We start from the raw sequence: 24,310 nt of genomic DNA on the forward strand, positions 1-24,310 counted from the left end.
TCAGGCCTCCTTGACGCGCGCGTTGCGGGCGGTGCCCGGCTCTGCCGACCGGGCCGGCAGGGCCCGACCCAGGCCGCTGACCCGCGGGGACATGAACGCCTGGGTCCGGGCGAACATCGTCATGATCGGGTGGCGGAAGAGGAACACGACGAGCAGGTCCAGCACGGTCGCCAGGCCGAGCGCGAAGGCGAAGCCCTTCACCGCGCCGACCGAGACGATGTAGAGCACCACGGCCGACATGAGCGTGATCGCGTTCGCCGAGACGATCGTCCGGCGGGCCCGGATCCAGGCCCGCGGCACCGCGCTTCGTGGGCTGCGGCCTTCCCGGATCTCGTCCTTGAGCCGTTCGAAGTAGATGACGAACGAGTCCGCCGCGACACCGAGCGAGACGATCATGCCGGCGATGCCGGCGAGGGTGAGCGTGAAGCCGATCGACCGGCCGAGCACCACGAGCGCGCCGAAGACGAGCACCGCGGAGAGCACCAGGCTGAAGAAGATCACCGAGCCGAGCAGCCGGTAGTAGAAGAACGAGTAGATGATGACCAGCAGCATGCCGATGCCGGCCGCCAGCAGGCCCGCCCTGAGGTGGCTGTCACCCAGCGTCGCGGTGACGTTCTGCTGCTCCTGCGGCTCGAACGTCACCGGCAGCGCACCGTAGCGGAGCTGGCTGGCCAGCGCGTTGGAGGACTTGTTGTCGAAGCTGCCGGTGATCTGCGAGTCGCCGGTCAGCACGCCCTGGATCTCCGGGGACGAGACGATCTTGTTGTCCAGCACCACGGCGACCCGGCACTTGCCGTCCTGGCCCAACGCGGTCTGGTCGCAGGCCTGGCCCTCGTTGTTGAACGCCTCGCGGGTCAGCGCGGTCCACTTCTCCTGGCCCTTGGGGGTGAAGTTCAGGCTGACCACCCAGGAGCTGGTCTGGTCGAGCTGGGCGGAGGCGTTCTTGACGTCGGTGCCCAGCACCTTGGCCGCGTCGAGCAGGTATTTCGCGCCGGACTCGCAGGCCACCGCCCGCTGCTTCTCGTCCTTGATCGACGCCGCCGGCCGCTTGTCGAGCTGCGCGCAGGTGATGGTCGGGACGTTGAACTGCATCTCCACCGGCAGCGCGCCAACCTCCTGCGGGGAGAGCGCACCGAACGGCTTGAGCTTGTCGGCGAGCGACGGGTCGGTGGTCAGGTCGGCCGGTGCCTGCAGGCCGGAGGCGGCGGCCCAGGGACCCGGGCCCACCTTCTGCTCGACCGCCTTGCGCTGCTGCTCGATGCTCTGCGGCACCGGCTCGGCGCTGGCGCTCGGGCTGGGCGCGGCGGCGCTCGCCGAGGCCGACGGCGCGGCCGGGGCGCTGGCGCTCGGCGTCGGGGCCATGCCGCCCTGCCCGCCGCCGCTCGGCGACGCGCTGACCTTGGGGCTCGCGCTGGCCTTCGGCGACGCGCTGCCCGACGGGGCCGGGGCGGCGCTGCCGGACGGGGCCGGGGCGGCGGTCGGCGCCGGCGCGGCGACGGCGCCGCTGCCGTCGGTGGCCTTGAGGACCTTGCGGAAGCGCAGCTCGGCGGCGCTTCCCACGTCGGTCAGGTCGCGGTTCTGGCCGGGCAGGGAGATGACGATGTTGCGGTTGCCCTCGGTGACCACCTCGGCCTCGGCCACGCCGTACGCGTTGACCCGGCTCTCGATGATCTGGCGCGCCTCCTCGAGGTTGCCGGCGGTCGGCGGCTTGCCGTCCACGGTGTTGGTGGCCTCGAGCGTCAGCCGGGTGCCGCCGACGAGGTCCAGGCCGAGCCGGGGCTCCAGCCGGTCCTTCCAGCCGCCGCTGGCGCCGCCCGAGAAGAACACCAAAAGATAGAGGACGACGAAGATGAACCCGAGCACGGCCAGTTGCCGTCCGGGGCGCATCTGTCCCTGAGGTGGTGCCACGGCTGTCCTGTCTCCCTGTACGGTCGCACCGCTCGCGCGGCGGCGACAACTGTCGGGCCGGGGGTGTCCGCCCGACTGCTCCGGTGGGTCGACACCGGCTGACGGCAGGCCGGCCCGGGCACGGCGCGGGGGCGCCGCGCGGGCCTGGCCGCGTACCGGCGCCGGGCGCCGACCCAACTATCCACTTGTCTGAATGGTTCCGCTGCCCCGTCCGGGGCCACGGGTCACTCCTTGACCGACTCGGTTTCCTCGTTGATCTCCTCGACGGCCGGCGCCTCGGACCGCTTGACCACCCGGGCCACGGCGGGACGGGCGTACCGGGTCTGCACGCCGGGCGCGACCTCCAGCAGAACCGTCTCGTCCTCCACCGCGGTGACCGTGCCGTGCAGGCCGCCGATGGTGACCACCTCGTCGCCCGGGGCGAGCCCGGACTGCATCTGCTCGGCCTCACGGCGGCGCTTCTGCTGCGGGCGGATCATCATGAAGTACATGACGACGAAGAGCAGAGCGATCATGAGGAGTGGCATAAAGCCGCCCGCTCCCCCGCCACTCGCTGCTGCGTAAAGCACGGTAAAGACCTTCCGGTTGGCCTCCGCCCCGACACCGGAAGGCGCCGCAGCGGAAGCGGATTCTCACGTCCTGTACAGACCGCGGCGAAGTCTAGTCCCTGCTCCTGAGAAGACCGAATGCGGCACAGATCACGTTAGGATCACGGCTGGTCGGTCTGCACCGAGAACAGATCGGGACCACGCGGGGCATCCACCCCAAATGTACCATTAGGGGGCGTGCGCCCCAGGTGGTGCCAGGCGGCCTCCGTCGCCACCCTCCCCCGCGGCGTACGCGCCAGCAGGCCGGCCCGGACCAGGAACGGCTCACAGACCTCCTCGACGGTGTCCGGCTGCTCCCCCACCGCCACGGCGAGCGTGGACAACCCCACCGGGCCACCCCGGAACGAGTCGACAAGCGCGGTGAGCACCGCCCGGTCGAGCCGGTCCAGGCCGAGCGCGTCCACGTCGTAGACGGTCAACGCGGCCCGGGCCGTCTCCACCGTGACCACCCCGTCGGCCCGCACCTCGGCATAGTCGCGGACCCGGCGCAGCAACCGGTTGGCGATCCGCGGGGTGCCCCGGGACCGGCCGGCGATCTCCGCCGCGCCGTCCGCGGTGATCGGCACGCCGAGGATCCGGGCCGACCGGTGCAGCAGCGTCTCCAGGTCGGCCGGGGCGTAGAAGTCCAGGTGCGCGACGAAGCCGAACCGGTCGCGCATCGGGCCGGTCAGCAGGCCCGACCGGGTGGTGGCGCCGACAAGCGTGAACGGCTCCACGTCAAGCGGGATGGCGGTCGCGCCCGGCCCCTTGCCGACCACCACGTCGACCCGGAAGTCCTCCATGGCGCTGTAGAGCAGTTCCTCGGCCGGCTTGGCGATGCGGTGGATCTCGTCGATGAAAAGCACGTCACCCTCGGTGAGGCTGGTCAGGATCGCGGCCAGGTCACCGGAGCGCTCGATGGCCGGTCCGCTCGTCACCCGGATCCCCGCGCCCAGCTCGGCCGCGACGATGTTGGCCAGGCTGGTCTTACCCAGCCCGGGCGGCCCGGACAGCAGAATGTGGTCCGGCGGGGAACCACGCCGCATCGCACCCTGCAACAGCAGGTCGAGCTGGTCGCGGACCCGGTCCTGGGCGATGAACTCGGCCAGCCGCTTCGGCCGGACGCTGGCCTCCGCGTCCAGATCGGCGTCGTTGACGTACGCCGAGACCAGGTTGTCGCCGGTCATCGGTGGACCTGCCCCGGGCGGCGGCCGACCGGGACGCGCGCGCCGGTCATCGCGTGCGGCCCAGGAGGCGGATCGCCTGCTTGAGCAGCACCGGCACCGGCGGGGTCTCCCCGTCGACGGTCTCGGCGACCGCCACCACCGCCTGCTCGGCCTGGGCGGCCGACCAGCCGAGCCCGACCAGCGCCTGGCGCACCTGATCAGGCCAGGCGCCGGCGGTCACCCCGGCGGCGCCGTCGGGACCGATCGGCACCGGACCGACACGGTCGCGCAACTCCAGCACCAGACGCTCGGCGCCCTTCTTGCCGATCCCCGGCACCCGGGTCAGCGCCGCGATGTCGGCGTTGGCGAGGGCCTTGCGGACCGCGTCCGGGGTGTGCACGGCCAGCACCGCCTGAGCCAGCCGGGGACCGACCCCGCTGGCGGTCTGCAGCAGCTCGAAGAGCTGCTTGGCGTCGTCGTCGGCGAAGCCGTAGAGGGTGAGCGAGTCCTCCCGGACCACCAGGCTGGTGGCCAGCCGGGCCGGCTGGCCCACGCGCAGCTCGGCCAGCGTGCCGGGGGCGCACTGCACGGCGAGTCCGATGCCGCCCACCTCCACCACCGCGTGGTCCGGGCCGGTGGCGGTCACCGTGCCGCGTACGCTGGCGATCATCGCGTCCCTCCTCGTCGGGCCCGGTGCGCCGCGGCGGCCAGCTTGGACCGGGTGCCGCCGCGCCAGACGTGGCAGATGGCCAGCGCCAGCGCGTCGGCGGCATCGGCCGGCCGGGGCGGTTCGGGCAGTCGCAGCAGGCGGGTGACCATGGCGGTCATCTGCGCCTTGTCGGCCTGCCCGGAGCCGGTCACCGCCGCCTTCACCTCACTCGGGGTGTAGGTCGTCACCGGCAACCCGGCCCGGGCACCGGCCAGCACCGCGATGCCGCTGGCCTGCGCGGTGCCCATCACGGTACGCACGTTGTGCTGGCTGAACACCCGCTCCACGGCCACCGCGTCCGGCGTGTGCTCGGCCACCAGGTCGGTCAGCGAGCGGTCCAGGTGCAGCAGGCGCAGGGGCAGATCGTCGGCCGGGTCGGTGTAGACCACGTAGTAGGCCACCAGCGCGCACGGGCGGCCCGGCTGGCCCTCGACCACGCCGACCCCGCACCGGGTCAGCCCCGGGTCGACGCCCAGCACGCGCACGCCGCCTCCTCCCCGAGCCCCAGCAGTACGTGTGTTCGACACACCCTACTGGTGCGTTCCGACGCCCGGATCGCCGGACACGCCGAGCGCCACCGGTGACGCGGCACACCACACAGCGCAACGGGCGAGTATGTGGCGCCACCCCATGTGCCGGAGCGCACCCGGCTCGTAACTTCATGCGCCATGACGGCAGAACCGGTGGCGGCCCCCCACGTCGTACACGTCGACCTCAGCGGTCGCACCGCGCTGGTGACCGGCGGTGGCGGCGGCATCGGACGGGCCTGCGCCCTGCGCCTGGCGGCGGCCGGCGCGAGCGTGGTGGTGCTCGACCGCGACATGGCCGCGGCCGAGGCGGTGGCCGCCGAGGCCGGCGGCCGCCCCGAGGGCGTCGACCTGGCCGACCCGGTGGCGGTGGACCGGCTCGAGTTCGACGCCGACATCGTGGTGAACAACGCCGGCCTGCAGCACGTCGCGCCGGTACAGGACTTCCCGATCGAGCGCTTCGAGTACATCCAACGGGTGATGGTGGAGGCGCCGTTCCTGCTCATCCGCCGGGCGCTGCCCGGCATGTACGACCGCGGCTGGGGCCGCATCGTCAACATCTCCTCGGTGCACGGGCTGCGCGCCTCGCCGTTCAAGGCCGCGTACGTCTCGGCCAAGCACGCGCTGGAAGGGCTGTCCAAGGTGGTGGCGCTGGAGGGGGCCGGGCACGGTGTGACGGCGAACTGCGTCAACCCGGCGTACGTGCGCACCGCGCTGGTGCAGAGCCAGATCGCCGACCAGGCGGCCCGCCACGGCATCGGTGAGGACGAGGTGGTCGAGAAGATCATGCTGGCCCGGGCGGCGATCAAGCGGCTGATCGAGCCGGAGGAGGTGGCCGAGCTGGTCGCGTACCTGTGCTCGCCGCCGGCCGGGTTCCTCACCGGCACCTCGATCGCCCTCGACGGGGGCTGGACGGCGAACTAGTGTCCCGCAGGATGTCGTCGCCGGTGGAGTTCCTGGAACTGCTGGCGCGCGAGGCGGGCGCGGTCGAGTTCGAGGGCCCGCTGGTCGCCGCGCGCGCCGCCGCGCTGCCCGCCGACCGGCTGGCCGAGCTGGAGCAGGCGAAGGTGGTGGCGCTGCGGGTGCGGGCGCTGCTGGAGCGCCGGCGGCGCCGGGAGACCGAGCTGTCCGGCCTGTACGACACCGCCAGCGACCTGGCCGGCCTGCGCGACCTGGACGACGTGCTGCGCGCGATCGTGCACCGGGCGCGGATCCTGCTCGGCACCGACGTGGCGTACATGACGCTCAACGACGACGAGCGCGGCGAGACGTACATGCGGGTGACCGACGGGTCGGTCTCGGCCCGGTTCCAGCGGCTGCGGCTGGAGCTGGGCGACGGCCTCGGTGGCCTGGTCGCGCAGACCGGCACCCCGTACGTCACCGCGAACTACCAGCAGGACGCGCGGTTCCGGCACACCGGCGAGATCGACGGCGGGGTGGGCGAGGAGGGCCTGGTCGCCATCCTGGGCGTGCCGTTGCGGCTGGGCTCCAACGTGATCGGCGTGCTGTACGCGGCCAACCGCTCGGCCCGGCCGTTCGCCCGGGAGGAGGTGTCGCTGCTGGTCTCGCTGGCCGCGCACGCGGCGGTGGCGATCGACACCGCCCGGCTGCTCGCCGAGACCCGCTCCGCGCTGGCGGAGCTGTCAGCGGCGAACAGCACGATCCGGGCGCACAGCACCTCGGTGGAGCGGGCCGCCGCCGCGCACGACCGGATGACCGCGCTGGTGCTGCGCGGCGGCGGGATGGAGGACGTGGCGGCGGCGGTCACCGAGGTGCTCGGCGGGACGCTGCTGGCGCTGGACGCCGAGGGCCGGCGGCTGGCCCGGGTCGGCGAGATAGCGGAGCCGGACCGGGCGGACATCGTCGAGGCGGTGGCGGCCTCCCGGGCCGAGGGGCGCAGTGTGCGCCGCGGTCCGCTCTGGTACGCCGCGGTGGTCGCCGGCGCGGAGAACCTGGGCGCGCTGGTGCTGCGCCCGGACGACGAGCTGGTCGACGCCGACCAGCGGATCCTGGAGCGCGCCGCGCTGGTGACCGCGTTGCTGCTGCTGTTCCGCCGGACCGTGGCCGAGGCGGAGGGACGGGTCCGGGGCGAACTGCTGGACGACCTGATCGCCAGGCCGTTGCGCGACACCGACGCGCTGCGCGCGCGGGCCCGCCGGATCGGGGTGGACCTGGACGCCCCGCACGTGCTGGTGGCGGTCGGCGACGACGCGTTCGCCGAGACCGGCTCGGCCCGGCAGCGGGTGCTGTCCTGGGCCACCACGTACACCTCGACCCGGGGTGGTCTGGCCGCGGCGCGCGACGGGCGGGTGGTGCTGATGCTGCCCGGCCGGGATGCCGGTGGCGCCGCCCGGGCGGTAGCCCGGGACCTGTCCCGGGTGACGGGACGCCCGGTCACCGCCGGGGCGAGCGGGCCGTCGACCGGCCCGGCGTCGCTCGCGGTGACGTTCACCGAGGCGGAGCGCTGCCTGGGCGCGCTGGGCGCGTTGGGCCGCTCCGGGCAGGGGGCGAGCACCGCCGAGCTCGGCTTCGTCGGCCTGCTGCTCGGCGCGGTCGGCGACGCCGGGGACCAGGACGTGGCCCGGTTCCTCACCGCGACAGTGGGGCCGGTGGTGGACTACGACGCCCGCCGGGGCACCGCGCTGGTGCGGACGTTGGAGGCGTACTTCGGGGTCGGTGGCAGCCTGGCCCGGGCGGCCGAACAGCTGCACGTGCACGTCAACACCGTGACCCAGCGACTGGAGCGGGTCGGAAACCTGCTCGGCGCGGACTGGCAGCGGCCGGAGCGGGCGCTTGAGGTGCAGCTCGCGCTGCGCCTGCACCGGCTGCGCACACCGGCGGGCTGAGCCGCGCCGGTCAGCGGGGGCGCAGGCCGTCCAGGACCGCGTCCACGATCCGCTCGGCCAGCAGCCCCTCGTCGACCTCGGAATGCCAGTGCAGCATTCGCTGGGTCAGCATCGGCGCGGTGAACAGCGCCATCGCCATCTCGATGTCGAGGTCGGCGCGCAGCTGCCCGTCGTCGACCGCGCGGCACAGGACCTCGCGCAACGCCTGGCGTCGGGGCTCGATGATCGCCTCGTACGCTCGGCGGTGCGCCGAGTTGCGGCTCACCTCCGACGTGAGGCACGGCATGATCATGCGTACGCGTGGGTCGGCGTGCTGCCCGACGGCGCCGACCAGCAGCACCAGGTCGTCGCGCAGCGACAACCCGCGGGTGCGCGGCGCGGGGCCCCGCAGCGTCCGCAGCGCGTCCAGGACCAGCGCTTCCTTGCCCCGCCACCGTCGGTAGATGGTGGCCTTGCCGACGCCGGCACGCGCGGCGATCGCCTCGATGGACAGCGCCTCGACGGTGCTGCCCTCGGCGAGCAGGTCGAGGGTGGCCTCCACGATCGCCTCGTCCGCGCGGGCGCTCCGCGGTCGCCCGGGCGACCGCGGAGCATCCGCCGTGGAGGTCATGCGGACATTGTCCACGAACCTAGGCGGTCCCGGCCAACTCCCGCTCACCGGCCGGGGTGGCGTCGGCGGGCGGCCGGCTCGGCAGCCACCGCAGCGCGATCATCAGACCGAGTGCGGCCACCACCGCCGAGACGCCGGCCGCCCAGTGCATCGCCGAGACGAAGGAGTCGTTGGCCGCGTCGAGCAGGCGGGGCGCCGCCGGACCGAGCCGGTCGGCCACCGCGTACGCCCCGGAGACCGATTCGCGGGCCGCCTCGCGGGCCGGCGCGGGCAGTGCGGCGGTCGCCGGGGCCACCTGCTCGCGGTAGACGGCGGAGAGCAGCGAGCCGAGTACCGCAACGCCCAGCGCGCCGGCCACCTGACGCACGGTGTTGCTGACCGCCGAACCCACGCCGGCCTTCTCGCGGGGCAGCGACGACATGATCGACTCGGTGGCCGGCGGCATGATGTTGGCCATCCCGGCACCCTGGACGAAGCCCAGCGCGGAGAAGACCCAGATGGGGGTGTCCGCGTCGATGAAGACGAAGCAGCCCAGGGCCGCGGCGGTGAGCGACAGCCCGACGGTGGCGACCGCCCGGCCGCCGTGGCGGCGGACCATCGCCGCGCTGCGCGGCGCGAAGATCAGCTGGGCCGCCGCGCAGGGCAGGAAGAGCAGGCCGCTCTGCAGCGGGCTGTAGCCACGCACCAGTTGCAGGTAGAAAGCGCCGAAGAACATCACCCCCATGGCGGCGAAGAAGACCAGCCCGACCAGCGCCACCGGGGCGGCGAACCGGGGCACCCGGAACAGCCGGACGTCCAGGGCCGGGTGGTCGCTGCGCCGCTCGTACGCCACGAACCAGCCGAGCGCCGCGAGGCCGCCGGCGATCGCGACCCAGACCTGCGGCCGACCGAAGCCGTGCTCGCCGCCGTCGATGATGCCGTAGGTGAGGGCGACCAGACCGACCACGGACAGCAGTACGCCGATCAGGTCCACCCGGCCCGGTGCGGGGTCGCGGGACTCCGGGACCAGCACCGCCACGAGCACCGTGCCGACCGCCACCACCGGCACGTTGATCAGGAAGACCGAGCCCCACCAGAAGTGCTCCAGCAGCGCGCCGCCGAGCACCGGACCGATCGCCACGGCGAGGCCGACCGCGCCGGCCCAGACGCCGATGGCCCGGCCGCGCTCGCGCGGGTCGAAGACGTTGGAGATGATCGAGAGCGTCGACGGCATGATGGCCGCGCCGCCGATCCCCATCAGGGCGCGCGCGGCGATGAGCTGCATCGGGTCCTGCGCGTACGCCGACAGCAGCGAGGCCAGCCCGAACAGTGCCAACCCGAGGGTCAGCAAGCGTCGGCGACCGAACCGGTCGCCGAGGACGCCGAAGGTGAAGAGCAGGCCGGCGAAGACCAGCGTGTAGGAGTTGATCGCCCAGGCCAGCTCGCCCTGGGTGGCGCCCAGGCCGTGTACCGGGTCGGCGAGGGTGCGCAGGGCGACGTTGAGGATGGTGTTGTCCAGGACGACCACCAGGAGGCTGATCACCAGCACCGAGAGGATCGCCCACCTCCTCGGATGTCCGGTGTTCTCGTGCGGTTCCACTCGGTGTGCTCCCCCGGCTCACCCGCGTCGAAATACGATACGGGACGGACTCGTAATGCAGCCGAGCGTAGGCGGACGAGTTTCGATACGGAACCGTATCGTTTCGAATGTGCCCCAGATCACAGCCGTGCCGTGTGCGCCGCCGTGCGCGCGGCAGGTCAGGCGGGCGGACCGGCGGCCAGCGCCAACCGCAGCAGCGCGTCACGCGCCGGCAGCAGACGCCGCACGCCGGAGAGCCGTCCCGCCCACCGCGCCCCGGCCGCGATCCGCTGGGTCGGACGCCGCCGGCGTCGGTCGTACGCCCGCAGCGCGGCCGCCAGGTCGCCAGCCTCGCGGACGCAGTCGGCAAGCGCGACCGCGTCGACGAGCGCCTGGCAGGCGCCCTGTCCCAGGTCCGGGGTCATGGCGTGCGCGGCGTCGCCCAGCAGCGCGGTCCGGCCGGCCACGTAGGACGGCAGCGGCGTCAGGTCACGGATCTCGTGCCGCAGGATCCCCGCCGGGGTGAGCGCGTCCAGCACCCGCGGCACCGGGTGGTGCCAGTCACCGAAGAGGCGGCGCAGTTCGGCGCGGTCGTCCGGCGGCGCCGGATGCCCCTCGGGCAGCCGCACGGCGGCGTACCAGTTGGTGCGGCCCGGCCCGGCCGGGGTGAGCCCGAACTTGCGCCCCCGCCCCCAGGTCTCGCCACCCTCGGACAGGTCCAGGTCGACCACGCCGCGCCAGGCCACCGCGCCCGCGTAACGCAACGGGTAGCGTCCGCCGTGCATCGCGGCGCGCACCACGCTGTTGATCCCGTCCGCGCCCACCACCAGGTCGTACGCGTCGAGCAGCGGCCCCGGGTCGGTCACCGGGGTGGCCAGGCGCAGCGCCGGGCCGGGCAGTGCGCCCGCCAGGACGGCGAGCAGCACGGGCCGGGTGACCAGGTGCACCGTCTCGCCGTGCCGGCGTTCCAGCCGGTCGACGTCGATGGTGGCGATGCGACTGCCGTCCGGGCGCCGGATCGATCCACCGGGCTGGCGGCGTCCCCGACGGCGCACCTCGTCGCCGACGCCGAGCGCGTCCAGGGCGCGCATCGCGCCGGGCCAGATGCCGAGGCCGGTGCCGCTGTCCGGCAGTCCGGCCGCCCGCTCCAGGACGGTCACCTCCCACCCTGCGGCCCGCAGGCCGATGGCCGCCGCGAGCCCGCCTATCCCGCCACCCACCACGACCGCGCGCCCGCCCATGCCGCTACCGTACTACAGGTGTAGTCGGACGCACTACGGTTGTAGTGTGAGCGGGTGACCGATCGCCGGCAACTCCTGCTCGACGCCGCCATCCGGGTGCTCGGCACCGGCGGCCCGCGTCAGCTCACCCACCGGGCCGTGGACGCCGAGGCGGGCCTGCCCGAAGGCTCGGCGTCCAACCGGTTCCGCACCCGGGAGGCGCTGGTGGCCGGCGTGTTCGACCGGCTCGTCGAGGTGGAGACACTGGCATGGCAACGGCTTGCCGTGGACCTGCCGCCCGGCGACGCCGCCGCGTTCGCCCGGGTGCTCGGCCGGCTGGTCCGGGAGTTCACCGACCAGGGGCGGGTGGTCACCCTCGCCCGGTACGCGCTGTTCGTCGAGGCGGCCGTGCGGCCCGACCTACGCCCGGCGATCGAGGCCGGCCGGGCACGGCTGGCCGGCTGGGGGGAGCCGCTGCTCGCCACGCTCGGCTCGACCGACCCGTCGGCCCACTTCCGGATGCTGCTGGCGCTGATCGACGGGCTGCTCGGCAACCAGCTCGCCTCCCCCGAGGACGACTTCGCCCCCGAAGCAGCAGTCGCCGCGCTGCTGCATGGCTTCCGCGCCGGCCCGTCGACCTAGGTCGGCCCGGCGCGGCGCCCCGCCGCCGCACGGCAGGTGGCGAGCGCGTCGGACAGGGTCGTCAGATGCCCGGCCCGTGGCACGACCCAGCCCGGCCCGGCGCTGTGCACCCACACCGACGGGAACTCCCGCGCGAACCGGGCCATCCGGTACGCCCGGCCGGTCACCGGCGTCTGCGACCACACCACCACCGTGTGCGGCCAGCTGCGGCGTACGGCACTGGCCAGCGCGGGCCACGGCAGGGCGGCGCCCAGGAGCACACTGCCCAGATTCGCCTCCCGCAGCGCGGCGGCGAGCGCGTGCAGGCCGAGACAGTGCAGTTCCTGTTCCGCCGCGGCGAGCAGGATGCCGCCCGGCACCGTCCGCCCCGGCTCCCGCAGCAGGGCGTCCAGGCCGGACCGGATCCCCTCGGAGAACGCGTGCTCCACCGCCACGTCGACGCCGCTGTGCCCGGGCAGCGCGGCCAGCATCGGCGCGCAGACCCGCTCCCAGACCGCCGCCACGCCCCAGCGTCCGGCGGCCTCGACGACCAGCGCGGCGACCCGGTTACCGTCCAGGTCCTCCGCGGCGAGCGTGAGGTGCTTGCGGACGTCCTCGACGGCGTCGCCCGGCATCGCCTCGGTCACCACCAGAAGCACCTCCCGGGTAGACGATCACTACCCGGGAATTCGGCGCGACGACACGGTTTGGATGCGCTCGGGCCGAACCGGTCCGGCCGGGATGCGATCCCGGCACCGCACCGGTGGGCCGGATCACACCGGCTCGCGCTCCGCCGGGGCAGGCTCCGCCGCGTCGGCGGGGCGACGACGTCGCAGCAGCAGCAGCCACGCCACGGCGATCAGGCCCAGGACGAGCGCTGTCAGCAGGTACGCGTCGGCCGCCAGGGTCTTCGCCGCCCCCTCCATGTGGCCCGACTTCCAGATCAGGCCACGCGGGACCGTCGCACCGGTGCGGTCCGGGCCGGGCCACAGCAGGAACGGCAGCACGGCGGCCACCGCCAGGGCGGCTGCGGGCAACCGGGCCGGGCCCCGGGCACGCCGCGCCAGGTCGATCAGGACCAGCGCCGTCGGGCCGGCCCAGATCCAGTAGTGCGACCAGCTCACCGGGGAGACGGCGAGCGTGGTGAAACCGACCACCACCATCGCGGCAGCCTCCTCGCCCTGCCGGTGCAGAGCGACGGCGAGCGCCAGGCCGGCGACCCCGGCGAGCACCACGGCCAGCATCCACGGCCCGCTGTTCAACTCGTCGCTGCCGAGCACGCGTGCCACGAAACCCTGGAGGGACTGGTTGCCGACGTACCGCGGGCCGGAGGTCGCGAGCGGCCGGGACGAGTCGAAACCGCGCCCGGCGATCCAGTAGTCGTACGAGCCGCCCGGCTGGACGATCGCGCCCAGCACGGCGAGCGCGGCGAACGCCGCCCCGGCCACCAGGGCGGCCCGGATCCGGCGGGTCAGCAGCAGGTAGACCACGAACAGGCCGGGCAGCAGCTTGACCGAGGTGGCGACGCCGATACCGACGCCCTTGAACCGGCTCCGGTCCGGGCGGGCCAGGTCCGCCACCACAAGCAGCAGGACGAAGACGTTGATCTGGCCCAGGAAGAAGGTGCGGTGCAGCGGCTCGCTCCACACGAGCACGGCGAGCACCGCGGCGGCGAGGCCGAGCCGACCCGACGCGCCCCGGTACCCGAGCATCCGGGTGGTGAACCACAGCGCCGCGAGCATCGCCAGCAGGCCCGCCCCGGTCCACACGTACAGGGCGGTCCGGTCGTCGAGCAGCGTCAGCGGCGTCAGGAGCGGCAGCGTGATCGGCGGGTAGGTGTAGGGCAGGTTCAGCGTCCCGTAGCCGAGCCGGTAGACCGGCTCGCCGTCCAGGAACGACCGGGCGCCACCGATGTACATCCACAGGTCCGTGCCGCGCAGCGGGTCGTGGTCCAGGAAGACGGCGTACGCGGCGAGGGACCCCGCCAACACCAGCAGACCAGGCAGGAGCAACCAGGACGGCAGGGTGACCGGCGGTGGCGCGGGACGGGCGGCGGGGGCCGTGGCGGCGAGCGCACGGAGACGCGGCACGATCATGATGCCCGGATCGTAGCGTCACTCCGCGTCGCCTGGGGGGGGGCACTGCGGCCCCCCTGCCCACGGCCACCGCCGGGCCACCGGGGTCACTCGGGGAACGTGACCACCCAGCGGGCCCCCTCGCCGCGCGCCAGCCGGTCCAGCGCCGCGGGCGCCTCGGTCAGCGGCACCGTCCCGCTCACCAGCGGCGCCAGGTCCAGGTCGCCGGCGGCGAGCGCGGCGGCCAGCCCCGGCACCTCACGGTCCGGGTCGGTCGAGCCGTAGACCGAGGAACGCAACGTGCGCGCCGAGTGGAAGATGTCCAGCGCGGAGAGACTGAGCATGTCGTCCTTGCCGCCCATGCCGACCACGGTGACCGCTCCCCCGCGCCGCGTCATCCGCCAGGCGGCGCGGATCGTGACCGACCGGCCCACGCACTCGAACGCGTGGTCCACCCCGCGCCCGTCGGTGCGCGCCCGGACCTCCTTGCCCAGCCGGTCGTCGGAGCGCAGGAAGTCGGTGGCCCCGGCGGCCAGCGCCAACTCCCGCTTGGCCTCCACCACGTCCACGGCGAGGATCGGCCCGGCACCGGCCCGCCGCGCGGCGGTGAGCACGGCCAGGCCCACCCCGCCGAGCCCGATCACCGCTACCGACTCGCCGGGCGCGACCCGTGCGGTGTTGCGGACCGCGCCGACGCCGGTGAGCACCGCGCAGCCCAGCAGCGCCGCCTGCGCCGCAGGCAGGCCGGCCGGCACCGGCACGGCGGCCCGCTCCGGCACGACCACCTCCTCGGCCAACGCGCCCAGCCCGAGCGTCACGGCCAGCGGCTCACCGGCGGCCGTGACGCCCCGGGGTGTCGAGGCGCCGGGGTTGGCCGTGCACAGCCAGGGTTCGCCGTGCCGGCAGTGCCAGCAGTCGCGGCAGGCCGGTGCCCAGTTCAGCACCACGGGCGTGCCGACGGCAAGCGTCGTGTCCGGCCCGGCCTCCGCCACCACCCCGGTCGCCTCGTGGCCCAGCACCAGCGGGTACGCGGGCGCCAGCGTGCCGTCCACCATGGCCAGGTCGGAGTGGCAGATGCCGGCGGCACGGATGCGAATCCGCAGCTCACCCGGGCCGGGCGCGGGCAGGCGTACGTCCTCGACGGTCGGCGTCTCCCCCCGGCCGCGCACCACCAGGGCCTTCATCGCTGGATCGCCTTCAGCTCGGTGAACTCCTCCAGGCCGTATCCGCCCAGCTCCCGACCCAGGCCGGACTGCTTGTAGCCACCGAACGGGGCGAGCGGGTTGAACGCGCCACCGTTGATGTCCACCTGGCCGGTACGCATGCGTCGGGCCACGGCCAGCGCCGCGTCGGAGTCGGCCGACCAGACCGCGCCGGCCAGCCCGTACCGGGAGTTGTTGGCGATGGCGACCGCCTCGTCGGTGTCGGCGAACGGGATCACCGCGAGCACCGGCCCGAACACCTCCTCCTGGGCCAGCGCGCTGTCCGGGTGCACGTCGGCGAAGACGGTGGGCGCGACGAAGTGCCCGTGCGGCGGCAGTGGCGCGTCCGGTCCACCGGCGACGAGCCGGGCGCCGTCGGCGAGCGCGCGGTCGACGTGGTCGCGTACCCGCTGCGCCTGGGCCGCGGAGACCAGCGGGCCGAGTCGGGTGGCCGGGTCGAACGGGTCGCCGGGCCGGTAGCCGGCGACCGCCGCGGCGACCAGGTCGAGCGCCTCGGCGTAGCGGTCGCGGTGCACCAGCATCCGGGTCCAGGCGGTGCAGGTCTGGCCGGAGTTGAGCAGCGCGTTGCCGACGCCGACCTTGACGGCGGTGGGCAGGTCCGCGTCGGCCAGGATCACGTTCGCCGACTTGCCGCCCAGCTCCAGCGCGACCCGGGCGATCCGGTCGGCGGCCAGGTGCGCGATGCGCCGGCCGGTGGCGGTGGAGCCGGTGAACGAGACCAGGTCGACGTCGGGATGCGCGGCGAGGGCCTCGCCGACCACCGGGCCGGTGCCGGGCACCAGGTTGACCACGCCGGGCGGCAGGCCGGCCTCCGTGACCGCGTCGAAGAGCAGGTACGCGGTGAGCGGCGTCAGCTCGCTGGGTTTGAGCACCACCGTGCACCCGGCGGCCAGCGCCGGCGCGACCTTCGCCACCACCTGGTGCAGCGGATAGTTCCACGGGGTGATCGCGCCGACCACGCCGACCGGCTCGCGGACCACGAGCGAGTTGCCGACGACCTGCTCTGCAGTCGGGCGGGCGGCCAGCTCGACCATGCCCCGCAGCACGATCAGCGGCAGGCCTGCCTGGACGCGGGTGGCGAGCTTGAGCGGGGTGCCCAGTTCGGTGGCCACGGTGCGGGCGATCTCGTCGGCGCGGGCGGCCAGCGCGGTGTACAGCCGGTCCAGGTGGGCGGCCCGGTCGGCGGGGGCGGTGGCCGCCCACCCGGGGAACGCGGCCCGGGCGGCGGCCACCGCGCGGTCGACGTCGGCGGGGGCGCCGGCGGGCACCTCCCCGACGGTCTTGCCGGTGGCCGGGTTCTCCACCGGGATGGTGTCGCCCGACGAGGGGTCGACCCATGCGCCGGCGACGTGCAGGTGGCGGCGCGTCAGCAGGGCGGGCGGGGCGGCGAGGTCCATGGTGTCCTTCGGGGGCGGCGGAAACTAGCGGTGGGAGTTTCGACGCTACTCCGGACCGCCGACGCGTTCCAGCGGGGCGACGGTCCTGGCGTACTCGGCGGCGAGCCCGTGCAGCAACGCGTCCAGGCCGAGCGCGAACGCGCCCTCGTCGACGCTGCGCTGGTGGCCGGGGAGCCGGTGCGCCTGGTTGAGGTGCGGGTGCGCGGCGTAGAGCGACGGGTCCTCGACGAAGCCGCGGGCGAACGAGCCGAGCGCCGATCCGGCGACGAAGTAACGCATCGCGGCGCCGACGTGGGTGGCTCGGGCGGGCGGCCAGCCGGCCCGGGCCAGCGCCCCGTAGACCGCGTCGGCCATGGCCAGCGCCGCCGGCCGGCGACCCGGGCCGCGCGCCAGGTAGGGCACGACGTTCGGGTGCGCGGCCAGCGCGGCCCGGTAGGAGCGCGCCCAGCGACCGAGCGCGTCGAGCCAGTCGTACTCCTCGAAGACGCTGATGTCGACGGTCGCCGCGACGCTGTCGGCCACCGCGTCGAGGATCTCCTCCTTGGTGGCGAAGTGGTTGTAGAGCGACGGGCCGCGCACGCCGAGCGCGGCGGCGAGCCGCCGGGTGGACAGCGCGTCCAGGCCGTCGGCGTCGATGAGCGCGAGCGCGGTCTCCACGATCCGATCGCGGGTGAGCAGGGCCTGTCGGGGTCGGGGCACCTCGTCATCATCCTCCCTTCGACATCGGGTCTGGACGCGGGAAAACTTCCAGCGCTAGTTTATAGGTAGCCGACCTGAGGGAGCCACCGTGGACTTCGCACTGTCCGACGAGGAACGCGCGATCCGGGACACCGTCCGCGCGTTCGTCACCCGAGAGGTGATGCCGCTGGAGCCGGAGGTGCTGCGCCGTGAGCGCGCCCACCAGCCCGGCCTGGACCGCTCCGAGCTGCGCGAACTCCAGCTCAAGGCGAAGAAGTTCGGCTTCTGGGGGCTGGCCACCCCGGAGGAGTACGGCGGGATGGCGCTGCCGGCGGTCATGCAGTCGCTGATCTGGACCGAGCTGGGCCGCAGCTTCGTGCCGTTCCGGTTCGGCGGCGAGGCCGACAACATCCTGTTCCACGCCACCGAGGAGCAGAAGCGGGAGTTCCTGATCCCCACCATCGAGGGGGAACGGATCTCCTGTTTCGCCATCACCGAGCCGGGCGCCGGGTCGGACGCGGCGAACATCAAGCTGCGCGCGCGTCGCGACGGCGACGACTGGGTCCTCGACGGCGAGAAGACGTTCATCACCAACGGCAACGACGCGGACTTCGCCATCGTGGTCGCGGTGACCGACCCGGAGAAGGGCGCCCGGCGCGGCGGCGCCACCGCGTTCCTGGTGGACCGCACCATGGGCTGGCGGTCGGAGTTCATCCAGACCATGGGCGAGGGCGGCCCCGCCTCGCTGATCTTCGACGGCGTCCGCGTGCCGCACCGCAACATCCTCGGCGAGATCGGGCAGGGCTTCACCCTCGGCATGGAGTGGATCGGCAAGGGCCGCTACACCATCCCCTCGCACGCGATCGGCATCGCCGAACGCGTGCTGCAGATGGCGATCGACCACGCCAACACCCGGGAGACGTTCGGCGCGCCGATCGCCACCAACCAGGCCATCCAGTGGATGATCGCCGACTCGGAGACCGAACTGGAGGCGGCCCGCTGGCTGATCCTGCGCTCCGCCTGGACCGTCGACGCGGGCCTCGACCCGCGGCACGCCTCGTCGATGGGCAAGCTCTACGGCGCCGGCATGGTCAACCGGGTGGTGGACCGGGTGCTCCAGATCCACGGCGGCATGGGCTACACCCGCGAGCTGCCGATCGAACGCTGGTACCGGCAGGTCCGGCTGTACCGCATCTTCGAGGGCACCGACGAGATGCAGCGGCTGATCATCTCCCGTGACCTGCTGCGCGGCTACACGAAGATCGGCGGTCACCTGGCCTGAGCGGTCAGCCGGTCAGCGCCTCGACCGCCCGGTCCACGTCCGCCTCGGTCGTGTAGAGGTGGAACGAGGCGCGGACCCGGCCGGCCCGGACCGCCGCGCGCACCCCGGCGCGCACCAGCCGCCGCTGCGCGTCCGGCACGTCCACCGAGACGATCGCGCTGTCCCCGGGCGGGCGGCCCAGCCCGGCGAGGAACCGGTTGGCCAGCCCCACGTCGTACGCGCGCACCGCCTCCGGGTCGAGGTCGGCGAGCAGTTCCAGGGCCGGGGCGGCCCCGGCGTAGCTGAGCCAGGCCGGGGAGATGTCGAACCGCCGCGCGTCGTCGGCCAGGCGCAGCGGCGGGCCGTAGTAGGAGCTGTGCGGGTCGCCGCCGGCGGACCAGCCGGCGGCGTCCGGGCGCATCCGCTCCCGCAGCGCCGGGGCCAGGTAGGCGAACGCCGCACCGCGCGGCGCCATCAACCACTTGTACGCGGACACCACCACCGCGTCCGCCCGGTCCGCCCGCACCGGCAGCCATCCGCACGCCTGGGTGCCGTCGACCACGACGAACGCGTCGTGCGCCCGCGCCGCCGCGACGATCTCGTCGTACGGGGCCACCGTGCCGTCGGCGGACTGCACCAGGCTGAACGCCACCAGGTCGGTGTCGGCGTCGATCGCCTCGACCAGGCCGGCGAGCGGCACGGTGCGTACCCGCACCCCGCGCTCCTGCTGCACCAGCCAGGGGAACAGGATCGAGGTGAACTCGTTCTCCGGCACCACCACGGTCGCGCCCGCCGGCAGGCTGGCCGCGATCGGCGCGACCAGCTGTGACGCGGTGGCGCCGACGGTCACGTCGGCGACGTCCACACCGGCCAGCCGCGCGAACGCCGCCCGGGAACGCCGGACCGGCTCCTCGTACACCTCGAACGACACCTGGCCGGTGCGCCAGTCGACGAGCATCCGCTGCACGGCGTCCCACGCCGGCTCGGGTGGCAGCCCGTAGGTGGCGGTGTTGAGCCAGCCCGGCTCCGGGTGCCACAACTTCTGCGCCTGCTCCAGTTGCATGTCGCCGACGCTAGCGGTCCGTGCCGCCACCCCGACACCGCCAATCCCGCTCTCGCGGCTCCCCCCGGCGGACGCCGACCCGTGCGCGGACGGGGCGGGTCAGGCGGTGGAGTCGGCGAGGGGACGCCGCGCGCCGGACGGCGCGTCGTCGACCGGACGGTCGTCGTCGTGCTCGTCGAGCATGCTGGACTCGTCGAACGGCAGCTCCCCGGCGAGCACGGCGCGGGCCTGCTCCCGGTCGAACTCGCCGGTCCACGTGCCGACCAGCACCGTGGCCACCGCGTTGCCGGCGAAGTTGGTGAGCGCGCGAGCCTCGGACATGAACCGGTCGATGCCCACGATCAGGCCGACCCCGTCGACCAGGTCGGGCCGGTGCGACTGCAACCCACCGGCCAGGGTGGCCAGTCCGGCGCCGGTGACGCCTGCCGCGCCCTTGGACGCGATCACCATGAACACCAGCAGCGAGATCTGCTCGCCGACGGCCAGCGGCTTGCCCAACGCGTCGGCCACGAACAGCGAGGCCATGGTGAGGTAGATGGCGGTGCCGTCGAGGTTGAACGAGTAGCCGGTGGGGACCGTGATGCCGACGACCGGTCGGCTGACGCCGAAGTGCTCCATCTTCGCGATCAGCCGGGGCAGCGCGGACTCCGACGAGGAGGTGGAGAGGATGAGCAGGAACTCCCGGCCCAGGTAACGCAGCAGCGAGAAGATCGAGAGTCGAGCGAACAGGCGCAGCAGCAGGCCCAGCACGAGCACCACGAAGATCAGGCAGGTGGCGTAGAACCCGAGCATGATCTGGGCCAGGCTCTTCAACGCGTCCACGCCGGTGGCGCCGACCACGGCGGCCATCGCGCCGAACGCGCCGATCGGCGCCAGCCACATGATCATCGCGAGCACCTTGAAGACCAGGCGTTGCAGCACGCCGACCGCCCGCAGCACCGGCTCACCCCGGCGGCCCATCCCCTGCACGGCGAAGCCGACGAGCAAAGCCACGAGCAGGGTCTGCAACACCTCGCCCTCGGTCAGCGCGGACAGCAACGTCGTCGGGATGATCCCGAGCAGGAAGTCGACAGTGCCGGCGCTCTCGTCCCCGGCGGCCGACCGGCCCGCGTCGGCCACGTCCGGGCCCAGGTCCAGGCCGGAGCCGGGATGGATGATGTTGCCGACCACGAGACCGATGGCCAACGCCACCGTGGACATGACCAGGAAGTAGCCGAGCGCGAGGCCGCCGACCTTGCCGACCTTGGCCGCCTGCCGCACGGAACCGACGCCGAGCACGATCGTGCAGAAGATGACCGGGCTGATCATCATCTTGATCAGGTCCACGAAGCCGGTGCCCAGCGGTTTCAGCGCCTTGCCGACGTCGGGCGCGACCAGGCCCAGCACGATGCCGGCGACGACGGCGACGATGACCGCCAGGTAGAGATACCGGGTGCGGTCCCGCCGGGCGGACGGGGCCGCCTCGGGGGCGGGGGTGGAGGTGGGGGTTTCCATGTCCACAATGTGAAGCAGGTCTCACCGGAGCACACGGTTACGTTCATTCTGTTCACCCGCCCGACACGAGGCGGATCGCCGCGGGCGCGGTACGCCGGACCTGCGGCCGGGCTGCGGGAGGGAGGCGGATGTGGCACGGCGACAGTGGAGCATCGCGGGGCAGCTCTTCGCCCTGCAGGCCGTGGTGGTGACGCTGCTGGTGCTGGCCGGCGCGGGCGGCGCGGTGTGGCTGGCCCGCAGCGACTCCCACCAGGCCGCCGAGGACGAGGTGCTGGCCGTCGCGCAGGCGGTCGCCAGTTCCCCGAGCGTCCGCGCCGCGCTTACTGCCCCCGACCCGGCGGCCACCATCCAGCCGTACGCGGAGGCCACCCGGGTGGCCACCGGCACGGACTTCGTGGTGGTGATGGCCCCCGACCGCACCCGATACTCGCACCCGACCGCCGAGCTGATCGGTCGGCCGTTCATCGGCGACATCGGCCCGGCCCTGGCCGGCGAGCCGTTCACCGTGACGAACGTCGGCACGCTCGGCGAGTCGGTACGCGCGGTCGTCCCGGTGTACGGCGACGACAGGCGGATCCTCGGGCTGGTGTCCGTCGGCATCACCACCCGGACGATCAACCGGAAACTGCTCGCCCAGGCGCCGGTGCTGCTCGGCGCGGCCGTCCCGGCGCTGGCGCTCGCGGCCACCGGCTCGTGGCTGCTCAGCCGTCGGCTGCGCCGGCAGACGCACGGGCTCGGCCCGGCCCAGATGACCCGGATGTACGAGTACTACGACGCGGTCCTGCACTCCGTACGCGAGGGGTTGCTGGTGCTGACCCGGGACCGCCGGGTGGCGCTCGTCAACGACGAGGGTCGACGCCTGCTCGGGCTGGCCGACGACGCGGCGGTGACCGACCGGCCGGTGGCCGGGATCGACCTGCCGCCCGCGGTGGCCGAACTGCTGGCCGCCGGGCGCGACGCGCACGACGAGCCGATCCTGACCGGCGACCGGGTGCTGGTGGCCAACCAGCGCACCACCCGCTTCGAGGGGACGGTCCTCGGCACCGTGCTGACCCTGCGCGACCAGACGGAGCTGCGCAAGCTGACCAGCGAGCTGGACTCGGTGCGCGCGCTGACCGAGGCGTTGCAGGACCAGACCCACGAGGCGGCGAACCGGCTGCACACCGTGCTGACGCTCGTGGAACTGGGCCGTACCGACGAGGCGGTGCGGCTGGCCACCCGCGACCTGGCGCTCGCCCAGCAGCTCACCGACCGGGTGGTCGGCGCGGTGGCCGAGCCGGCCCTGGCCGCCCTGCTGCTCGGCAAGTCGGCGCGTGCCGGGGAACGCGGCGTGGACCTGGTGATCGAGCCGGACTGCCGGCTCGACGGCAGCCCGCTGCCCGGCACCGACCTGATCACCGTGGTGGGGAACCTGGTCGACAACGCGCTCGACGCGGTGGCCGGCACCCCGCCGCCACGGCGGGTCCGCGTCTTCGTCGGGGCCGGCGACGACGAACTGACCGTACGCGTCGGCGACAGCGGCCCCGGTCTCGCGCCGGACCGGGTGACCGACGCGTTCCGGCGCGGCTGGTCCACCAAGAACACCGGCCGAGGGCTCGGCCTGGCCCTGGTCGGGCAGGTGGTCCGCAGGTACGGCGGCACCGCCGACGTGACCCGCACCGACGACGGCGAGACGGTCTTCACGGTCCGGCTGCCGCTGCCCCGACCGGAGGCCCGGTGAGCGACGTCCGGGTGCTCGTGGTGGAGGACGAGCCGGTGCTGGCCGAGGCGCACCGGGCCTACACCGAGCGGGTGCCCGGCTTCGTGGTGGTCGGTGTCGCGCACACCGCTCGGGCGGCGATGGCGGCCCTGCGGCCCGGCGCCGGCCCGGACGTCGACCTGGTGCTGCTCGACTTCCACCTGCCCGACCTGCACGGACTGGAGGTGTGCCGGGCGTTGCGGACGGCCGGTTGCGGCGTCGACGTGCTGGCGGTGACCTCGGCGCGGGACCTGGCCGCGGTGCGCACCGCGGTCTCCCTCGGGGTCACCCACTACCTGCTCAAGCCGTTCACCTTCGCCGCGTTCCGCGACAAGCTGGAGCGGTACGCCGCATATCGCCGGCACGCGCTGGGCGGGGGCGAGGTGGCCGCCCAGCACGAGGTGGACCGGATGTTCGCGACGCTGCGCGGCGCGGCGGCGCACACCCTGCCGAAGGGACTGGACGAGCAGACGCTGCACCGGGTGCTGGCCGCGCTGGGCCGGGAGGGCCGGTCCGCCGCCGAGGTGGGCACGCGGACCGGGATCTCCCGGGTGACCGCGCGGCGCTACCTGGAGTATCTGGTGTCGGTGGAGCGGGCGACCCGGACCCCCCGGTACGGGACACCGGGCCGGCCGGAGATGGAGTACCGGCCGGCGTGACGGGCTCAGCCGGGCGCCGGCAGGTCGGCCGACACGGCCGCCATCGCGGCCCGGACCCGGGGCAGCGGCCAGGCGGTGAGTTCGGGCAGGTGGTGTCGCTGCCGCAGCTTCCGCACCGCGGCCAGCCCGACCAGGTAGCCGCAACGCTTCGGCAGGTCACCGAGCGGTGAGTCCCGCATCAGGAAGTACGGGGCATGGTGTTCCGGGTCGGTGGCGTCGAGGTCGGCGCGGATCCGGCGCAGGATCTCCGGCCAGCGGCGGCGGCACTCGTCGAGCCAGGGCCGCTGGCCGGGCCGGCCGAACCAGAGGTACGCCTCGTCCGGCCGGCCGCCGTCGAGTTCCGCCGTGACCTGGGTGGCCAGTCCTTCGGTGAACAGCGCGTTCGCCACCCCGTGCTCGGGCCAGTCCCGGATGCCGGCGCGGCGGTCGTGCACCACGTGCGCGGCCTCGTGCCGGATGAGCATGTCGAGGTCCTCCGACGGCCCGAGCTGTTCCACGGCGAGGAAGAGCGCGTACCCGCTGTTCAGCTCGGCGGCCCAGCCGTTCGCCGCGTTCAGCCCGACCAGCACCACGCACTCGACGGGCCCGCCCTCGCCGGACCAGCCGAGCTCGTCGGCCACCGCAGCGACGCCGTCGGGCAGCGACGCGCGTACCGTCTCGGCGCGGACCGCCAGGTCGGCGGCCCGGTCACGGAGCCCGTCCAGGACGGCGGCCACCTCGGCGGGCTCGGACCAGAGGCCGTCGCGCCGAAGCGCCCGGACCACGTCCGGGTGCCCGGCCAGGTAACGGGAGGACCACAGCTGCGGCGGCGCGGCCCGCCGCAGCTGCGCGCAGGCGAGGAAATCGGGCACCAGGTCACGGACGCGCAGCAGGTCGGTGGGCGGCATCCACCCGATGCTGCCCGGCCGTGGCTTGTCGGGCAACACCGCGACGGCACGGGTCGGGTCACGTCGACGCGCGGCGCAGATCT

22 protein-coding genes are annotated in these 24,310 nt (G+C 74.1%); 6 read left to right on the forward strand and 16 right to left on the reverse strand.

The features are described from left to right. The 5 genes from secD to ruvC all read right to left on the reverse strand — a co-directional run bounded on the left by secD (nt 1) and on the right by ruvC (nt 4,855). Nucleotides 1–1,908, reverse strand: coding sequence for a protein translocase subunit SecD (secD, locus tag ACLQ2X_RS07020; protein ID WP_425680134.1), 1,908 nt, complete (start codon nt 1,906–1,908; stop codon nt 1–3). Nucleotides 1,909–2,132: 224 nt separating this feature from the next. After that, nucleotides 2,133–2,477, reverse strand: coding sequence for a preprotein translocase subunit YajC (gene yajC / locus ACLQ2X_RS07025; RefSeq protein ID WP_425680135.1), 345 nt, complete (start codon nt 2,475–2,477; stop codon nt 2,133–2,135). Nucleotides 2,478–2,617: 140 nt separating this feature from the next. Further along, nucleotides 2,618–3,682 carry a Holliday junction branch migration DNA helicase RuvB gene (gene ruvB / locus ACLQ2X_RS07030; RefSeq protein WP_425680136.1) on the reverse strand — a complete coding sequence of 355 codons (1,065 nt, stop codon included), beginning with the start codon at nt 3,680–3,682 and terminating at the stop codon, nt 2,618–2,620. 46 nt (nt 3,683–3,728) lie between these two features. Beyond that, nucleotides 3,729–4,331 carry a Holliday junction branch migration protein RuvA gene (gene ruvA, locus ACLQ2X_RS07035; protein ID WP_425680137.1) on the reverse strand — a complete coding sequence of 201 codons (603 nt, stop codon included), beginning with the start codon at nt 4,329–4,331 and terminating at the stop codon, nt 3,729–3,731. Beyond that, nucleotides 4,328–4,855: a crossover junction endodeoxyribonuclease RuvC gene (gene ruvC / locus ACLQ2X_RS07040; protein ID WP_425680138.1), complete on the reverse strand. Its 528-nt coding sequence runs from the start codon at nt 4,853–4,855 to the stop codon at nt 4,328–4,330. The genes ruvA and ruvC overlap by 4 nt, the downstream gene beginning before the upstream one ends. 183 nt (nt 4,856–5,038) lie before the next feature. Between ruvC and ACLQ2X_RS07045 the strand changes: the two genes are divergently transcribed. Both ACLQ2X_RS07045 and ACLQ2X_RS07050 read left to right on the forward strand, forming a co-directional pair. Beyond that, complete coding sequence (locus tag ACLQ2X_RS07045) at nt 5,039–5,821, forward strand: 3-hydroxybutyrate dehydrogenase (protein ID WP_425680139.1); 783 nt, start codon at nt 5,039–5,041, stop codon at nt 5,819–5,821. Nucleotides 5,822–5,832: 11 nt separating this feature from the next. Continuing rightward, nucleotides 5,833–7,743, forward strand: a complete 1,911-nt coding sequence (locus ACLQ2X_RS07050; protein WP_425680140.1) for a helix-turn-helix domain-containing protein — start codon at nt 5,833–5,835, stop codon at nt 7,741–7,743. Between the two features lie 10 nt (nt 7,744–7,753). Here ACLQ2X_RS07050 and ACLQ2X_RS07055 read toward each other — a convergent pair whose 3' ends face one another. The 3 genes from ACLQ2X_RS07055 to ACLQ2X_RS07065 form a co-directional block, all read right to left on the reverse strand. Further along, nucleotides 7,754–8,353, reverse strand: coding sequence for a TetR/AcrR family transcriptional regulator (locus tag ACLQ2X_RS07055; RefSeq protein WP_425680141.1), 600 nt, complete (start codon nt 8,351–8,353; stop codon nt 7,754–7,756). A gap of 19 nt (nt 8,354–8,372) precedes the next feature. Further along, nucleotides 8,373–9,932: an MFS transporter gene (locus ACLQ2X_RS07060; RefSeq protein ID WP_425680142.1), complete on the reverse strand. Its 1,560-nt coding sequence runs from the start codon at nt 9,930–9,932 to the stop codon at nt 8,373–8,375. Nucleotides 9,933–10,090: 158 nt separating this feature from the next. Then, nucleotides 10,091–11,152, reverse strand: coding sequence for an FAD-dependent oxidoreductase (locus ACLQ2X_RS07065; RefSeq protein ID WP_425680143.1), 1,062 nt, complete (start codon nt 11,150–11,152; stop codon nt 10,091–10,093). Between the two features lie 54 nt (nt 11,153–11,206). On the opposite strand from ACLQ2X_RS07065, the gene ACLQ2X_RS07070 reads away from it, so the two are divergent. Then, nucleotides 11,207–11,773, forward strand: coding sequence for a TetR/AcrR family transcriptional regulator (locus ACLQ2X_RS07070; RefSeq protein ID WP_425680144.1), 567 nt, complete (start codon nt 11,207–11,209; stop codon nt 11,771–11,773). Here the strand turns inward: ACLQ2X_RS07070 and ACLQ2X_RS07075 are convergent. From ACLQ2X_RS07075 to ACLQ2X_RS07095, 5 genes are all read right to left on the reverse strand, one after another. Further along, nucleotides 11,770–12,402 (reverse strand): transcriptional regulator, encoded by a 633-nt coding sequence (locus ACLQ2X_RS07075; RefSeq protein ID WP_425680145.1) that lies wholly within the window; start codon nt 12,400–12,402, stop codon nt 11,770–11,772. The genes ACLQ2X_RS07070 and ACLQ2X_RS07075 overlap by 4 nt on opposite strands. A 123-nt stretch (nt 12,403–12,525) precedes the next feature. Further along, nucleotides 12,526–13,848, reverse strand: a complete 1,323-nt coding sequence (locus ACLQ2X_RS07080) for a glycosyltransferase 87 family protein (RefSeq protein WP_425680146.1) — start codon at nt 13,846–13,848, stop codon at nt 12,526–12,528. Between the two features lie 86 nt (nt 13,849–13,934). Continuing rightward, a complete protein-coding gene (locus tag ACLQ2X_RS07085) occupies nt 13,935–15,011 on the reverse strand; it encodes an alcohol dehydrogenase catalytic domain-containing protein (protein WP_425680147.1) in 1,077 nt (358 codons plus the stop codon). Continuing rightward, nucleotides 15,008–16,447 (reverse strand): aldehyde dehydrogenase family protein, encoded by a 1,440-nt coding sequence (locus ACLQ2X_RS07090; RefSeq protein WP_425680148.1) that lies wholly within the window; start codon nt 16,445–16,447, stop codon nt 15,008–15,010. Before ACLQ2X_RS07090 ends, ACLQ2X_RS07085 begins: the two co-directional genes overlap by 4 nt. A gap of 45 nt (nt 16,448–16,492) precedes the next feature. After that, the gene (locus ACLQ2X_RS07095; RefSeq protein WP_425680149.1) at nt 16,493–17,146 is read right to left on the reverse strand and encodes a TetR/AcrR family transcriptional regulator; all 654 of its coding nucleotides are present in this window, start codon (nt 17,144–17,146) and stop codon (nt 16,493–16,495) included. 88 nt (nt 17,147–17,234) lie between these two features. Here ACLQ2X_RS07095 and ACLQ2X_RS07100 point away from each other — a divergent pair, with 88 nt between their 5' ends. Then, nucleotides 17,235–18,407 (forward strand): acyl-CoA dehydrogenase family protein, encoded by a 1,173-nt coding sequence (locus tag ACLQ2X_RS07100; RefSeq protein WP_425680150.1) that lies wholly within the window; start codon nt 17,235–17,237, stop codon nt 18,405–18,407. A gap of 4 nt (nt 18,408–18,411) precedes the next feature. Here the strand turns inward: ACLQ2X_RS07100 and ACLQ2X_RS07105 are convergent, their stop codons facing one another. Together ACLQ2X_RS07105 and ACLQ2X_RS07110 are read right to left on the reverse strand one after the other, a co-directional pair. Further along, entirely contained in the window at nt 18,412–19,449 is a 1,038-nt protein-coding gene (locus ACLQ2X_RS07105; protein WP_425680151.1) for an aminotransferase class V-fold PLP-dependent enzyme, read from the reverse strand. A 99-nt stretch (nt 19,450–19,548) separates the two neighbouring features. After that, nucleotides 19,549–20,943 carry a cation:dicarboxylate symporter family transporter gene (locus ACLQ2X_RS07110; RefSeq protein WP_425680152.1) on the reverse strand — a complete coding sequence of 465 codons (1,395 nt, stop codon included), beginning with the start codon at nt 20,941–20,943 and terminating at the stop codon, nt 19,549–19,551. Between the two features lie 130 nt (nt 20,944–21,073). Between ACLQ2X_RS07110 and ACLQ2X_RS07115 the strand changes: the two genes are divergently transcribed. Further along, nucleotides 21,074–22,663: an ATP-binding protein gene (locus ACLQ2X_RS07115; RefSeq protein WP_425680153.1), complete on the forward strand. Its 1,590-nt coding sequence runs from the start codon at nt 21,074–21,076 to the stop codon at nt 22,661–22,663. Further along, nucleotides 22,660–23,340, forward strand: a complete 681-nt coding sequence (locus tag ACLQ2X_RS07120) for a response regulator (RefSeq protein WP_425680154.1) — start codon at nt 22,660–22,662, stop codon at nt 23,338–23,340. The genes ACLQ2X_RS07115 and ACLQ2X_RS07120 overlap by 4 nt, the downstream gene beginning before the upstream one ends. A gap of 5 nt (nt 23,341–23,345) precedes the next feature. On the opposite strand, the gene ACLQ2X_RS07125 is transcribed toward ACLQ2X_RS07120, so the two are convergent. After that, a complete protein-coding gene (locus ACLQ2X_RS07125) occupies nt 23,346–24,227 on the reverse strand; it encodes a DUF2268 domain-containing putative Zn-dependent protease (RefSeq protein ID WP_425680155.1) in 882 nt (293 codons plus the stop codon). Nucleotides 24,228–24,310 lie beyond the last annotated feature (83 nt).

The organism is Micromonospora sp. DT31, from assembly GCF_049841795.1.
Taxonomy (GTDB): domain Bacteria; phylum Actinomycetota; class Actinomycetes; order Mycobacteriales; family Micromonosporaceae; genus Micromonospora.